We start from the raw sequence: 14,912 nt of genomic DNA, 5'->3' as shown, positions 1-14,912 counted from the left end.
AAGTACGTCACGATGCTCTACGACCGGCTGGACGGCATGCGGGACCAGGCGGCCCGGCGGCTCACCGAGGAGCTGCGCGCCACCGGCGGCACGCAGCAGGCCCGGTCGCAGCGCGACCACACCGTGCGGATGTACGCCGACCAGGTCGAGCAGTACTCCGCGGTGGAGAACGGTCTCTGCTTCGGCCGCCTCGACGGCGACGACGACTCGTGCCGCTACATCGGCCGGATCGGCATCTTCGACACCTCGGGCGACTACGACCCGCTGCTGATCGACTGGCGTGCCCCGGCCGCCCGCGCCTTCTACCTGGCGACCGCCGCCAATCCCCAGGGGGTGCGCCGGCGCCGGCACCTGCGTACCCGGGAGCGGAAGGTCACCGGGCTCAACGACGAGGTGCTGGACATCGCCGCCGCCTCCCCCACCGCCCACGAGGAGGTGACGGGCGAGGCGTCGCTGCTCGCCGCGCTGAACGCCGGGCGTACCGGGCGGATGCGCGACATCGTCGAGACCATCCAGGCCGAGCAGGACCGGATCATCCGGGCCGACCTGCCGGGCGTCATGGTGGTGCAGGGCGGGCCGGGCACCGGCAAGACCGCGGTGGCGCTGCACCGGGCCGCGTACCTGCTCTACACCCACCGCGAGCAGCTCTCCACCCGGGGCGTGCTGCTCGTCGGCCCGAACCCCACCTTCCTGCGCTACATCTCCCAGGTGCTGCCGGCGCTCGCCGAGACGGGGGTGCTGCTGCGTACGCAGGCCGACCTCTTCCCCGGCGTGCACGCCCGGCGCACCGAGCCGGCGGCGATCGCGGCGCTGAAGGGCCGCGCCGTGCTCGCGGAGGTGCTGGCCAACGCGGTGCGGGACCGGCAGTGGGTGCCGGACGAGCCGCTGGAGATCGAACTGCCCCAGCGGGAGGTCCTCACCCTCGACCCGGCGACCGTGCGCCAGGCGCGGGACCGGGTCCGCCGCGCCGAGCGCCCGCACAACCTGGCCCGGGCGCTGTTCGACCTCGAGATCGTGCACGCGCTCGCCGACCAGGTGGCCGAGCGGATCGGGGCCGACCCGCTCGGCGGGGAGAACCTGCTCTCCGAGGCCGACCGGGCGGAGATCCGCCGGGAGCTGCGCGACGAGCCGGAGATCCGGGCCGCGGTGGACGAGCTGTGGCCGGTGCTCACCCCGCAGCGGCTGCTCGCCGACCTGTTCGAGTCGCCGGAACGGATCGCCTCCGCCGCGCCGATGCTCACCGACGAGGAGCGGGCCGCGCTGCAGCGGGAGCCGGGCGACTGGACGCCGGCCGACGTGCCGCTGCTGGACGAGGCGGCCGAACTGCTCGGCGAGGACCAGCGCGCCGCCGCCGCCCGCCGGGAGCGGATCCGCGCCCTGGAGCGCGAGTACGCCGAGGGCGTGCTGGAGATCTGGCGCGGTTCCCGCTCCATCGACGTGGAGGACGAGGCCGACGGCGGCGAGATCCTGGGCGTCACCGACCTCATCGACGCCGACCGGCTCTCTGAGCGGCAGGAGGAGACCGACAACCTCACCACCGCGCAGCGCGCCGCCGCGGACCGGACCTGGGCCTTCGGGCACGTGATCATCGACGAGGCGCAGGAGCTGTCGCCGATGGCTTGGCGGCTGCTGATGCGCCGGTGCCCGAGCCGGTCGATGACGATCGTCGGGGACGTGGCGCAGACCGGCGCGCTCGCCGGCACGCCGTCGTGGCAGGAGGCGCTGGCGCCGTACGTGGCGAACCGGTGGCGGCTGGAGGAGCTGACCGTCAGCTACCGCACCCCGGCCGAGATCATGGCGGTCGCGGCCGAGGTGCTGGCCGAGATCGACCCGGCGCTGCGCCCACCCCGCTCCGTACGCGCCAGCGGCGTGCCGCCCTGGGACCGCACGGTGCCGGCGGACCGGCTCGCGGTCGAGCTGGTCGAGGCGACCGCGCGGGAGGCGGCCGGGCTGGCCGACGGCCGGCTCGGGGTGATCGTGCCGGCCGGCCGGGTGGACGAGCTGGGGGCGGCGGTCGTCGCCGCGTTGCCGGAGGCGACCGTCGGCGAGCAGCCGGAGCTGGCGAACCGGGTGGTGGTGCTCACCACCGAGCAGGCCAAGGGCCTGGAGTTCGACTCGGTGCTGGTGGTGGACCCGGAGAGGATCGTCGCCGAGTCCCCGCGCGGCCACAGCGACCTCTACGTCGCGCTCACCCGCGCCACCCAACGCCTGGGCATCCTCCGCACCACGTGAGACGGCGGAGGGGGCGGCTCAGCCGCCCCCTCCGTTCGCGTGCCCGGTGTCAGCCGGGGTTCGCCTGGTCGTTGGTGAAGTTGCCGACCTGGCTGCCGGACGACGAGGCGTCGCTCGTGGACCCGCCGGCCGGGGTGCTCAGGCCGCCGGTGGTGGCGTCGCCCGTGGTCGTGGGCGCCACCGTGCCGCGATGCTGCTCCGGTTGGCGGGCCACCCGCCGGACGCTGGCCGGGCCGGCGGTGCCGCCGGTCGTGGTGACCGCGCCCTGGCCCCGGGTGGGGCCGCCGTCGCGCAACACGTTCGGGTCGATCGGTGCGTCCGCCGGGTCGTCCGGATCCTCCTCCTGGATGACCCGCAGCACGTCGGTCTGCGGCACGGTGACCTCGTCCAGCGCGCCCTCGCCGTAGACGCCGCCGGCGATCCGGTCCTCGGCCCGCCGGGCGGCCTGCTGCCGCATGTCGTCCTCACGCACGTGAACCACCTCGCAGGTTTCTCGGGATCCTCCTTGCGTGCCCGAGGGCCGGAGGCTGAAACCGCCCGGCCCGGCCGGCCCTCGGCGACGCCGGTTACCTGCCCTGATGTCCGATTTCGGGTCCGGCCGCCGGTGGGCGGGCGCGGTGCTCCTATTCGACGGCAAGGTGGCGTTACCTTCGCCGAGGCCAGGGGTAGACGGAGGGTGCCCCCGCCAAGTGCGCGAACCGTGCCGTGGCCGACCTGCGGCAGCGGGGCGGGAGGTTGCAGAGAACGACTCATCGCATCCTGAGGAGGACCAGATGAGCACGCAGGCTGCATCCGCCAGGCCGATGAACCGGCCGGCACAGGACATGTCCAACCGGGCCGGGATGCAGGAGACGCCCACCCGCCCGATGCCGATGATGCAGGACGGACATCGGCAGGCGATGACGGCGCCCGGCACCGAGACCAAGCCGTCGCTCCGGACGACCGAATTCTGGGTCTACCTGGCGTCCGTCGCGGCCGTGCTGGTGGCCTCGTACCTGGTCGGCAAGAACTCGGTCGGCGTGGACATCTTCCGCGCACCGCAGGCCTGGTTCTTCATCACGCTGCTGACCATCGGTTACCTCGGTAGTCGCGGTCTGGCCAAGGCCGGAAGCAACTTCCGCAGCGGTGAGGAGCGCACGGCCCGGCACTGACCGGAGCCACTCCTGAGACGACGATGCCCCCGGGGAGTTCCCCCGGGGGCATCGTCGCGTGTGGTCACTCCCCGCCGAAGTCGCCGAAGTCCCCCTCGAAGGCGTCCTCGATCAGCTCACCGGCGACCAGGCCGCCCGCCACGCCGAGCGCGGCGCCCGCCACCATGCCGCCCATGCCCGGGCCGCGGTGGCCGTGGTGCCCGCGCGGCGCGCCGAAGCCGTGCGCGCGCAGGTTGCCGTAGCGCGAGGTGGTCTCCCGCAGCCAGCCGTCGACCACCTGGACCCAGTCGGAGCGGCCCGCGTCGCTGTGCGGGACGGCGTAGCGGCCGAAGGCGTCGTGCCCGGGGGTGAGGAAGCCGCCGCGCTTGTCGCACTCCAGGATCACCTCGACGCCGTGCTGGCTGGTGACGAAGGTCAGCTCGACCTCGTTGGTCACCTGGGCGTACTGGGGCGCGGCGAAGAACTCGATCTCCTGGTAGAAGGGGAGCGTCTGCTGCACGCCACGGATGTGGCCGCGCTCCAGGTCGGCGTGCTTGAAGCGGAAGCCGAGCGCCTGGAACGCGTCGAGGATGCTCTCGTGGATGGGCAGCGGGTGCACCGCCACCTGGTCCAGGTCGGACTTGTCCACCGCCCGGGCCACCGCCAGCTCGGTGCGCAGGCCCATGGTCATGCCGTGCAGCCGCTGGCCGTACACGTCGGTGACCGGGGTCTCCCACGGCACCGGGAGCTGGAACGGGATGGACAGCTGCTGCTTCGGGGCCAGGTGCAGCGGGCCGCTCACCGACATCCGGTGGAACTCCATGACGCCGGCGTACTCGGTGTCGCCGCTCTCGATCTCGACCCGGGTGACCAGGCCGACGGTGATCTGCTCGATGCTCGCCGGCGCGTCGCCGCCGACCAGGTTGACGTGCCCGTCCAGGCTCAGGCCCGGCCGGGTGTTGGGGTTGGTCAGCACGGTGTCGACGCTCGGGCCGCCCACGCCGAACGCGCTCAACATCTTCTTGAAGACCATGCTCACCCCTGGGGAACGCGCTCCTCGGCGGAGCGTCGGACGCTTGCTCGCCGCAGCCTAGCCCGCCGCGCTGTGAGGTGGCTGTAAACGAGGCCTGGCATGCCCGTCCGACAGCCCGCCGGGCTCGTCCCGCGGCAGTTCGCGGGCCTTGTCCTTCCTCTGGGCCGGCACGACCGGCCTCGATGACTGCTCCTGCTGCTCGACCTTGTTCGCCACGCAGGCGAGCATGTGGGTCTTGCGGGCATAACCGATGTAGTCGATCCGTGCGAAGGCATCCGCCGCGAACAGGAGCTGACGCACCGCGGCGATGAGGGCGGCGACCGCCCTTGGCCCCGGCAGCCCCGCCCTGGTGCCCTGGCGGATCAATTCCTTGGCGAGCGCGGCGTGCCACTGCCAGTGCCACTGCTCGGTCGTCATCTGCAGCGCCTCGGCGCGCACGTAGCTCGGCAACTTGTCGACCACCCGATCGATGAACTCGTCGACCGGGTCGGCTACGACCGCCAGCCCTACCGATCGAGCTGGTTTGCACAGTCCATCGAGATAAGCGGACACCTCGGCCGTATCCGACCACTGCAGCGGGGCGACACCCGCTCGCCGCACCGACAGCACGAGGTCGACCAGCAGCCGGGCCGCGTCGACCGCCCAGTGATTCGGCCCGTACATGGAGGCGTCCACCAGCACCGGTCGACAGTCCGGGCTCGGATAGACCAGGACATTCGTGGAGTGCAGGTCGCCGAATGCGTCGATGAAGGTCGTCTTACCCTCGGGCTTCCGGCCGCCCGGTAGCGCGCCGTGGTCGACGAACGCGGTGAGAATCTCAACGCACTCTGCCCCGTCCGTCGTCTGGCCCAGCTTTTCCCATTCCGCCGTCAGAATCTCCTCGTAGAGATTGAGCGTGTCGCGAACGCGCAGACGAAGAACCGGTGTCGCCACGAGCCATTCACCGAAGGACCTCGTGTCCCGCTGCCCGGGCGCGAACAGCTTGGTGAGCTGAGCCCCGAAAAGAATGTCCGCGACGCCCGCGGCTTCTCTGTCCGCCGGGCCGGCCAACCACTCGGCCAGCGTTACGGCTCCGGTGGCGAGGCGGGCCGCGACGGCGTGATAGCCGGACTTCTGATGCGTTCGGATCTGCCCGGAGAAGCCGACGAGGTCACCCGTTCCGAGAAGATGCAGCGCTCGTTTGTTGGCCTGCAGCTCAAATTCGAGCGCCCGACGATCCAACCCAATCTTGAGGACGTAGGAGGTGACGGCCCTACCCTCCATGTGATCGACCTGGCACACATGCGCTCCGGATCGGCCCGGCGCCAGGTAGCCGACAGCCAGCGTCGTGGCGTCGGGTCGGTAGTCCGGTGCGAGACAGTCGATCGCGAGACTACGCACGATGCTCTTTCCGATGGCCACCGAGTCCATCCCTGGCGGATTGGGGCTGCCGATACTGTGCAGGGTGGACTCCAAAGCGAGGTCGTCGTCGGTGAACACCACCTTTAGGCCCTCGAAATCGCGCTTCCGTGCCAGGTGCAGTCGGATATTGTTCGCGAGAGCACGGAAGGTCATTCCGCCCTGGCGTCCCATGTTGAGGATGAAACGGATGACCGCCTCGTCCGCGCCAGCCCGGAGCGCCTCGTCCCGGAAGTTCGGGTACTTGTTACCGAGGCCGGTGATGACCAGGACATGCGTCTGCCCACCCCTGGCCCGGATCGCCTCGACCACGGCGATTCCGCTCTGCTGCCCTTCACCGAGGCCGTAGTCGACGATGGCGAAGTCAAATGGCGGGTTGTCGCGGATGGCCTTCCTCGCCGAGGTCGCGTCGGACGAGACAGCCCAGGCGACCTTCATTCCGATGTCCTCGAACTCCAGGTCCATGGAGTCCCGGATGATCGGGGTGTTGCTGGGATCGTCATCGACGAGCAGTCCGCGGATCTCCAGCGTCATGTCGACAACCTCCACCGTTCGAACGTGACCTCGACGCAGTAGCTGGCCCAGTCCACCGCAGGCCGGGCTGGCTGGAGATGTGCGCCGAACGCGGCGAGTTCGTCCGCGAGTGAACTCAAGCCTCGGCCACCTCCCCTACCCGTGGGCCGACTGCCGTCGTTGCGGACCGAAACCGTCACATGCCCGGCAGACCGGTCTTCAACGATGACCTCGATTCGCTGGTCTCCGTCGCCCACCCGATGCACCTTGACGGCATTCATCTGGATGTGGGTGAACACGTCCTTGACAATGCGCTCACTGCAGAAGACCGGTAGCTGCTCCTCGGGCGCGGCCTGCGCCTGCTGGTCAGGAAAGGTATTACGGAGGATCCTCAACAGGTCCGTAGGGCACCTGTCGACCACCTTGTGGATCCCCGCCCCGCTCGCCGGCAGGAAGAAGTCGTACCACCACTGCAGATCACGAAGCAGTTGGTCGACGTCGTGCGGAGCCCTCCCGACACTCGCCCGCACCCGGTCGATCAGGGCGTCGAGCTGCACGGTCGTCTCGTCCAGAGCGCTGCGCCCCGGAGCGGCATTGACCACCTCGGCGAAGCGATCCGCGTCGTCTCTGCCCAGTCTGAGAGCGGTGTCGCGAGTCAACAGGGCGTTGCGCAACAGATGGATGTTGGGAAGCACGTCCAGGTTAAGGAAGTTGCTGCACACCTCCCAGTCCTCGCGCATGCCATCCAGATCCTCCGGGCGGCGGCCCCGGCCGATGAGCGTGACAGTCTGGATGACTCGCCACATCGCGTTCTCGTAATCGTGGTCGGCGACCGAACGCCGGTGCTCTCGTAGCGCAGCCCAGGCGGTCTGTCGGTCGGCCGGCTCGGGCGCGACAGTGCGCTGCCCGTGGGAGAGGACGTACCGCACCAGATTGCGGCTGAGTACGGACGTGTCCTGGGCGCTGTCGGCTCGCGCCCCACGCAGCTCGTCCTCGAGCCGGACAAGCCGCTGCACGATCGGATGGATCACCAAATCTCGAGAGTACCGGTTCGGGGAGCGCGTGGCGGCCACGAGTCGTAGGGCTTCCAGCATCGTCTGGAGCACCACCGGCTCGTCGTGCTGGTTCTTGTGCAGGATACGACTCAGCTGATCGGCGAACGTGATCGCCGAGACCCGGGCCAGGAGGATCACCGCTTGGACCCGCAGCATGGCGTCGGCGGACGGGGCGGACTCGCCGACCAGCAACATCAGCGCCAGATCGGCGACGGTTGACTGGCACTCCGGAAACCACAGGGGAGCCGAGCGCAGCCAGTGCGCTTCGGCCACCAACAGCCGCACCAACGCGTCCCTGATGATTGGCTGTTGGCGTGCGCCGACGAGTTTCCGGTTCACCTCCCGCCGCTGAAGCGTGTCGAGGTCGGCCTCGCGCAACTCGTAGCGCCAGCGCAGGTATTCCGTGCAGTCCCTGGGCCCGACGTGCGCCCCGAAGAGATCGGTGGCCTGTTCCTCGAAAGCGGCGCGCTTGGATCGCGGCTCCAACAGCCGCAGCAGCCAGTCCCGGTGCGCCTCCAATTTGATTGGAATGGGCACGAGCATGGCCGATTCCTGATATGCACGGCGTAGCGTACAGATGTCGCACACCCCGCGGCCGAGCCCGCTCATCGCGGTGCGGGCTACGTAGTGCAGAGCGACGGGAATGGAGTCGCTGCGGGATCTGTCGTTCGAGCGGGAAACGGTCCTGGTCTGGTGCAGGACCAGCGCGTCGTCGCCGGTGAGGCCGTTGAGCAGAAGGAATCCGGTGATGGCGGCGATGCCGCCGGTCGCCGCTATCCGTTGCAGGTGACCGATGGTACGCGCGCTGCCGGCACCGGCATCAACGATGACCGCATGCCGCGCCTCGGCGGGCAGGCTCACCGAACCTGGGTACCACCACCACTCGCCGACCGGCGCGCGCGGAATTCCTAGCGTTGCGATCACCGGGATGCCGGCGCGGACCAGTGCGGCTCCCAACGCCTCGGCGACCCGCGGCAGGTCATCCAACGTGCCCTCCGGATAGAGCACGCAGGCGGCGGAGGGCTCGGCCTCGTCGCCAAAGGTCGCGTGGTGCATCTCGGTCACCCGTTTGACCAACAGGCGGTTGACCGTCTCGGCCCAGTCCCGCTGCCGGAACAGGCGGGTGGGGTCGACGTAGGCGGTGTAGTGCCGATTTGCCGGCCGTTCGATGTGACCGAGGCGGGCGGCGTTGGACCGCTCCATGGCGGCCACATAGGCGTCCTGCGTGACGAGAGCCTTCGGTATCGTGCGCGTACCCGTCATGGGTTGGCGGAGCACCGGATCGATCGGGTCCGGCTGACGAGGGAGCGGCGTATCCACCTGCACATCGACGTCGGAAAGCTTGATCATCGGCACCCGGCGGTTCAGGAAGAGGACCTCCCCCGCTTCGCTGGTGTCGTCCGTCATGCCGGTGTCGACCCCGGCGGCAACCGCGAGGGGCACCATGTCCCGATCGACGAGCTGCAGCAGCGCGTGCTTGAGAGTGCGGCGGCTCGATACCAGGTCGGTGACCAGCAGCACCTGAGCCGCGCCTTCGGTCCCTCGGCGGGCGCGCTCCAGCCGTACGTCCTCCAGCGAGTCGGCATAGCTGTCGTGGCCGGTGAATGACCGCGCGAACGCGGCGACCATGGCGTGCGGCGCGTCGCCGACGCGGACGACCAGCGGCGCCGCTGCTCGGTTGAATCGACCGATGCGGTCCTCCATCCGGGCGGCGAGAGCGTAACCCGCCAGGCCACTGAGGTTCAGGCCGGCGAGGATCCGACCGAGGTGGCACCACCGGCTGGCCACCTCCAGGTTGGGGGTCAGGAAGACGCCCTCCACAACGCCCTCGGTGGTGTTGTTCTCGATGGCGTTCCGCAGCTCCTGACCGACGTAGCTGGCCAGCGCGCTCATCGCGTCCTGCGGCTTGATCCGCAGGCGAAGCGCGTCGTTCTCCGCGTGCAGCAGCCCGGTCCGGTCCTGCAGTTCGCGTACGGCGGGTAGCGCGTCGGCCAGGTTGCGACCGCCGGTAGCGAGGTCATGCAGATGCATCGGATGCTGCGCGGCGGACAGCCGACGCAGGATCTCCCGCCCGGAGGCGGTGCCACCGATCCAGAAGTGTCGGTTGTCCGGGCCGAGAACCAGGACCGGTGACCGCATGTCAGGTGGGACATTCCCGGCTCCCGGACCGCACTCGGCGTTGAGGAACTCCACCGCGACCGACATCATCTGCCGGTTGACGCCGGGAAGGGCAAGTACCACCGTGGCCAAGTCACCCGGAGCGTTGGCGAGGCGCAGGACCTGCGCAATGGCGGTGCCGATGTCGACATCGTCTGGGCGAACCTCGCTATCGGGCGCGGTGACCGCGACGACCAGGCCACCGGTGGCCGTCGGCCGTCGGCCCAGCTGCCGACGGATATTGTGCAGGTCCTCCTCGGTCAGGCCGCGCCGCCGGCGCAGCGACACCGTCACACAGTCCAGATCGGGTCGTCCGTCCTCGCGGCCGGTGGTCCGCGGTGGGGTGATCACTTCCTCCGCCCCGAGCTGCGCCTCGTCGTCCGGTTGGAGGAGCATGTCGCACTCGACGAGCGTGCCCGCGGTGACAACGGTGCAGGTCCGCGCCAAGTCGTGCGGCTCCGAGGATTGCCCGAAGACGCGGGTGACCAGCTGACCGCTGGAGGTGATCACAAGGCCGCCCTGATAGCCCCGTGCGAGACGGGCCACCTTCCACAGCCCTCCGGCGTGATGATCACTCAGTCCGGTCGGCTTCCGTGTCGGGGGCCGGCGGTCCAGCGTGGTCAGGATCGCCTGCTGTGCCTCTTCCGGGTCGAACTCGACCTCCGCCGAGTTGGCTGCCGCGAGCGCGCTGATCATGCCAGCACCGGCATCCGCGACCACGAGGCGCACCAGCGGGCTGGGTACCTTGGCCGCCCACGTGACCAGGTCGCGAATGCTCTCGTCGAGGTCGCCGCCGCGGTCCTTGTACGTCTCTGGCGGCACGATGACTCCGCCGAGCAGGATCTGGCGCCGGCATGTGAGCTCGCCGTCATGGTCGCGCAGGCCGGAATGCTCGGCGGCGTTCTCCAGAAGCTCGGCAATGATGCCGGCGCCGAACGCCGCCGCCTGCTCGTCGGACAGCCCGAGGTCCTTCAGGTCGGCGACCCAGCGAGAGGCATCGTCGGACTCCGTAAGGCCGCGCGCTTCACCGACGTTGACCCAGCGATAGGGCAGGATCCGGCGGCGACGCTTCGGCAGCTGACCGCTCTCACCGCCATCGGACCGCTGGGAACCGTTCATGATGGGCGAGAGCCGCTCCGCGCCATCCGGCGCCTCGAACTCGACCTGACCGTCCATCTCGGCGTAGGCGGCCTGGAAGCCGGTCTGTTCCAGGTAAAGCTGACAGTTGCGACGAGCCAGTCGGCGCATCCCGGTGGCAGCATCCTGGGGCGACTCGTGCGCAAGTGCCTCCGGCTGGGGTGGAACCACCGAGAACTGCGCGCCCGCATTGGTCATCGCGCGCAGGAAGTTGAGCAGGTGGCCCAGCGTGACAAAATCCGCGAACCCTACCTCGGACAGGTCGACGACAATGTGCTGGCCAAACATCGCGCCGGGGGCGAAAGAGGCTCCACTGAAACCGTCGGCGTGCGCGCGGAGTGTGTCCACCCAGGACCGGGCGTTGAGGCGAATGCCGAAATTAAGGAGAATCATGCCGCATCTCCGCTCGATCGCCCGTGTGGAGACTTGTCTGCCGATCACGCTACCGAGCTACTCCGGCATCGCAAACCGCTGTTCATCCGAACCGTGCGAGTGGCGCGCGGCCGTTGTCGACGAGAGGACGAGTTGTGACCGATACTGATGCCCAGGGGGCGTTGGCCGAGTACCAGTCACTCCGCGCGGAGATTGACTCGCGGGCCAAGTTTCAGCAGCAGATCGTCGGGTTGCAGTTGACCCTCACGAGCGCAATCATCGCGTTCGGACTGTCGCGTCCAGACTTCCAGGCGGTGTTGCTGATCGTGCCACTCAGTTCCTATCTGCTCTGCGGGCGCTATGTCGGACAGCGAACCGCCATGCGCTGGACGACGAGGTACATCGACGAGGAACTTGCCCCACGGGTGCCGGGCGGACTCGGCTGGGGCGCCTGGTCGCGGGCGAACCGGCGGCCGGCTCGGCTCCTGGACTGGTTCCTACCTCTGCTGATCTGCTTCCCCGGAGTGAGCCTGCTGGCTCTGGGGTGGACCTTGCGATTGATCATCGCGCACCAGGCCTGGTATGCGACGGCCGGCTTCGTCATCGTCTGGGTGGTCGGCCTCTTCGCCACCGGCACCTCGGTCTACCTGCTCGTCGACGTGCTCCGCCGCCCGGTCCCGGCGCCAGCGCCGGTCTCAGGGCGGGCGGTCCTGCCTCCATCACCAACTCCTCGGGCCGCACGGCCCGGAGAGTCCGTACCGCCGGCATCGGCGCCGCTGGCACCCGGGAATGCGGAGCCCACCGTTCACTAGGCGGAAGCGGTACGACCGGGTGTGATCACACACCGAAGGCGAGTCGGTTTCTTGACACGGGCCGGCTCGTCAGGTGCCCGTCACCCCCCGCCCCACCGCGGCCTGTCACAGACCGTCGACGTCGACCACGATGAGCTCACCGACCTGCTCGCCGATCTGCCGGCGCCCGTCCGGCGGCAGCCCCCCGTCGGTGACCAGCACGTCGGCCTCCTCCAGCGGGGCGATGGTGGCGATGCCGATCGTCTCCCACTTGGTGTGGTCGGCGAGCACCACGAGCCGTCGGGCCGCGCCGATCAGCCGCCGGTTGACGGCCGCCTCCAGCAGGTTGGGGGTGGTGAACCCGGTACGCGGGCTCATCCCGTGCACGCCGAGGAAGAGCAGGTCGACGTTGAGCGCGGCGATGGCCGCCTCGGCCACCGGCCCGGTCAGCGCGTCCGAGGGGGTGCGGATGCCGCCGGTGAGCACGACGGTCTGGTCGGCGCGCGGGTTCTGGTAGAGGGCGTCGGCGACCGGGATCGAGTTGGTGACCACGGTCAGCCCCCGGACGTCGGCGAGCCGGGCGGCCAGGGCGGCGGTGGTGGTGCCGGCGGAGAGCGCGACGGCCATGCCGGGCTCGACCAGGCCGGCGGCCCGCTCGACGATGGCCCGCTTCTCGGCCTGCTGCCGGATCGACTTGGCCGCGAAGCCCGGCTCCTCGGCGGAGCCGGGGCCGGCCAGCGTCGCTCCCCCGTGGACCTTGTCGACGAGGCCCCGCTCGGCGAGCACCTCCAGGTCCCGCCGGATGGTCATGTCCGACACCCCGAAGCGGCTGACCAGGTGGCTGACCCGGACGCCGCCGCGCTGGCGGATCAGCTCCAGGATGGCGCTCTGCCGTTGCTGGGCGAGCATCGGACCTCCTTCAGGCGCGCGGCACGGGTGGGCGGGATCAGGCGACCTGGGGGCGGGCCGGTGCTTCCTCGCGGACCACCGCCACCTCCCCCGCCGGGACCGCCAGTTCGCCGTCGCACCGGCCGCCGCCGAGCAGTTCAACCCCGGTCACCGCCAGCCGGGCCTCGGCGTCGGTGTGGTTGAGGACGAACAGCCAGGTCCGGTCGCCGGCCCGGCGGCGGACCACCTCCACCCCTTCCGGCGCGCTCACCGCGGGGCGGGCGCCGGTCTCGGCGAGCAGGCGGGCGAACAGCCGGTCGGTGGCCGCCTGGTCGAGCCGGGTGCCGAGGTACCAGGCGGCGCCCGCGCCGACCGCGTGCCGGGTCAGTGCCGGCACGCCCGGCAGCGGCCCGTCGGCGTACGCGGCGAGCACCTCGGCACCCTCGGCGTGCAGCCACTCGGTCCACACGTCGGCGGTCGTGCCGTCGTCGAGGCGGACCGACTCGCCGGCCCGGAGCGGGAAGAACTCCTCGGTGCGGACGCCGAGCAGGTCGCGGAACGCCCCCGGGTAGCCGCCGAGCCGGATGTGGTCGTGCTCGTCGACGATGCCGCTGAAGTAGGTGACCAGCGTGGTGCCGCCCGCCTCGACGTAGCGGCGCAGCGCGTCGGCGTCGGCATCGCGGACCAGGTAGAGCGTGGGGACCAGGACGAGCCGGTAGCGCGACAGGTCGGTGGACGGGTGCACCACGTCGGCGGTGACACCGGCCCGCCAGAGCGCGCCGTGCAGCGCGGTGAGCCGGTCTGCGTAGGTGACGTCGACGCTGGGGTGGGAGTCGAGTTCGGCGCCCCACCAGGCCTCGTAGTCGAAGAGGATGGCCACGTCAGCGTCGACCCGGCTGCCGCGCACCTCGGCGAGCGCCTTCAGGTCGGCGCCGAGCCGGCACACCTCGCGGAACACCTTGGTTTCCGGGCCGGCGTGCGGCACCAGCGCGGAGTGGAACTTCTCCGCGCCCGCCCGGGAGGCACGCCACTGGAAGAACAGCACCCCGTCGGCGCCGCGCGCCACGTGGGCGAGGCTGTTGCGGCGCATCTGGCCGGGGGTCTTGGCGACGTTGCGCGGCTGCCAGTTCACGGCGCTGGTGGAGTGCTCCATGAGCAGCCACGGCGCGCCGCCGGCGACGCCCCGGGTGTGGTCGGCGGCCAGCGCGAGGCCGACCTGTGGCTGCGGGTCGGCGGCGGTGAGGTAGTGGTCGTTGGCGACCAGGTCCACGTCGGCGGCCCAGGAGTGGTAGTCCAGGTACTTGACGCCGGCGCCGATCATGAAGTTTGTGGTGACCGGCTGGGTGGTGAGCCGGGTCAGCAGTTCCCGCTCGGCGCGCAGTTGCGCGCGCTGCTCGTCGGAGGAGAAGCGCAGGAAGTCCAGCTGCTGCGTGGGGTTGGCGAAGGTGGGGGCACTCCGCGGCGGGTTGACCTCGGCCCAGTCGTGGTAGCGCTGGCTCCAGAACGCGGTGCCCCAGGCGGCGTTGAGGGCGTCGAGGTCGCCGTAGCGCTCGCGCAGCCAGGTGCGGAACGCCCCGGCGCTGACGTCGCAGTAGCAGTGCACGTTGTGGCAGCCCAGCTCGTTGGAGACGTGCCACATGACGACGGCCGGGTGGTCGGCGTACCGGCCGGCGACGGCCTCGACCAGGGCGAGCGAGCGCTCCCGGAACACCGGCGAGCTGGGGCAGTACGCCTGCCGCCCGCCGGGCCAGAGGATCGTGCCGTCGGCGCGGCGGGGCAGCGTCTCGGGGTGCCGGTGAGCCAGCCAGGGCGGCGGGCTGGCCGTGGCGGTCGCCAGGTCGACGCTGATCCCGCCGGCGTGCAGCAGGTCGAGCGCCCGGTCCAGCCAGCCGAACTCGAAGCGGCCGGGAGCGGGTTCCAGCAGGGCCCAGGAGAAGATCGCGACCGAGACGAGGTTGACCCCGGCGCGGCGCATCAGCTCGACGTCCTCGGCCCAGGTCTCCTCGGGCCACTGCTCCGGGTTGTAGTCCGCGCCGTACCAGATCTGCTCGCCGTGCCAGTTCCGCATGACAGCAGAGAGTGCCGCCGAACGTCACCCAAGTCAACACTTTCCAACATCGACAGAAATTCCAACGTTTACCCTGTCCCGCCGTTGTCACAACTGGGTTATCGCTGTCCTTCCGGCCTCTTGACAGCGCCGAAGCAA

General features: G+C 70.3%; 9 protein-coding genes. 3 read left to right on the top strand and 6 right to left on the bottom strand.

Going from position 1 to position 14,912, the window contains the following annotated elements; genetic code table 11:
• The first annotated feature begins 12 nt into the window (after positions 1–12).
• Positions 13–2,232, top strand: coding sequence for an AAA family ATPase (locus F8274_RS10010; RefSeq protein WP_192579773.1), 2,220 nt, complete (start codon positions 13–15; stop codon positions 2,230–2,232).
• 49 nt (positions 2,233–2,281) lie between these two features.
• Here the strand turns inward: F8274_RS10010 and F8274_RS10005 are convergent, their stop codons facing one another.
• Positions 2,282–2,704: a hypothetical protein gene (locus tag F8274_RS10005; protein WP_151462011.1), complete on the bottom strand. Its 423-nt coding sequence runs from the start codon at positions 2,702–2,704 to the stop codon at positions 2,282–2,284.
• A gap of 301 nt (positions 2,705–3,005) precedes the next feature.
• Between F8274_RS10005 and F8274_RS09995 the strand changes: the two genes are divergently transcribed.
• Positions 3,006–3,383 (top strand): hypothetical protein, encoded by a 378-nt coding sequence (locus F8274_RS09995; RefSeq protein WP_151462010.1) that lies wholly within the window; start codon positions 3,006–3,008, stop codon positions 3,381–3,383.
• 64 nt (positions 3,384–3,447) lie between these two features.
• Here F8274_RS09995 and F8274_RS09990 read toward each other — a convergent pair whose 3' ends face one another.
• From F8274_RS09990 to F8274_RS09980, 3 genes are read right to left on the bottom strand one after another with little or no spacing between them, the layout of a single operon-like run.
• The gene (locus tag F8274_RS09990; protein ID WP_151462026.1) at positions 3,448–4,395 is read right to left on the bottom strand and encodes a sporulation protein; all 948 of its coding nucleotides are present in this window, start codon (positions 4,393–4,395) and stop codon (positions 3,448–3,450) included.
• Between the two features lie 57 nt (positions 4,396–4,452).
• Complete coding sequence (locus F8274_RS09985) at positions 4,453–6,327, bottom strand: response regulator transcription factor (RefSeq protein ID WP_151462009.1); 1,875 nt, start codon at positions 6,325–6,327, stop codon at positions 4,453–4,455.
• Entirely contained in the window at positions 6,324–11,048 is a 4,725-nt protein-coding gene (locus tag F8274_RS09980; RefSeq protein WP_151462008.1) for an STAS domain-containing protein, read from the bottom strand. The genes F8274_RS09985 and F8274_RS09980 overlap by 4 nt, the downstream gene beginning before the upstream one ends.
• 134 nt (positions 11,049–11,182) lie before the next feature.
• Between F8274_RS09980 and F8274_RS09975 the strand changes: the two genes are divergently transcribed.
• Positions 11,183–11,839, top strand: coding sequence for a hypothetical protein (locus tag F8274_RS09975; RefSeq protein ID WP_151462007.1), 657 nt, complete (start codon positions 11,183–11,185; stop codon positions 11,837–11,839).
• Between the two features lie 105 nt (positions 11,840–11,944).
• On the opposite strand, the gene F8274_RS09970 is transcribed toward F8274_RS09975, so the two are convergent.
• Positions 11,945–12,727, bottom strand: coding sequence for a DeoR/GlpR family DNA-binding transcription regulator (locus F8274_RS09970; RefSeq protein ID WP_151462006.1), 783 nt, complete (start codon positions 12,725–12,727; stop codon positions 11,945–11,947).
• Between the two features lie 37 nt (positions 12,728–12,764).
• Positions 12,765–14,774, bottom strand: coding sequence for a beta-galactosidase (locus F8274_RS09965; protein ID WP_151462005.1), 2,010 nt, complete (start codon positions 14,772–14,774; stop codon positions 12,765–12,767).
• Positions 14,775–14,912: the final 138 nt, after the last annotated feature.

Origin of the sequence: Micromonospora sp. AMSO31t (assembly GCF_008868175.1) — a bacterium.
In the GTDB taxonomy this organism is placed as follows: domain Bacteria; phylum Actinomycetota; class Actinomycetes; order Mycobacteriales; family Micromonosporaceae; genus Micromonospora.
This window is presented reverse-complemented; position numbering and strand designations above follow the sequence as displayed.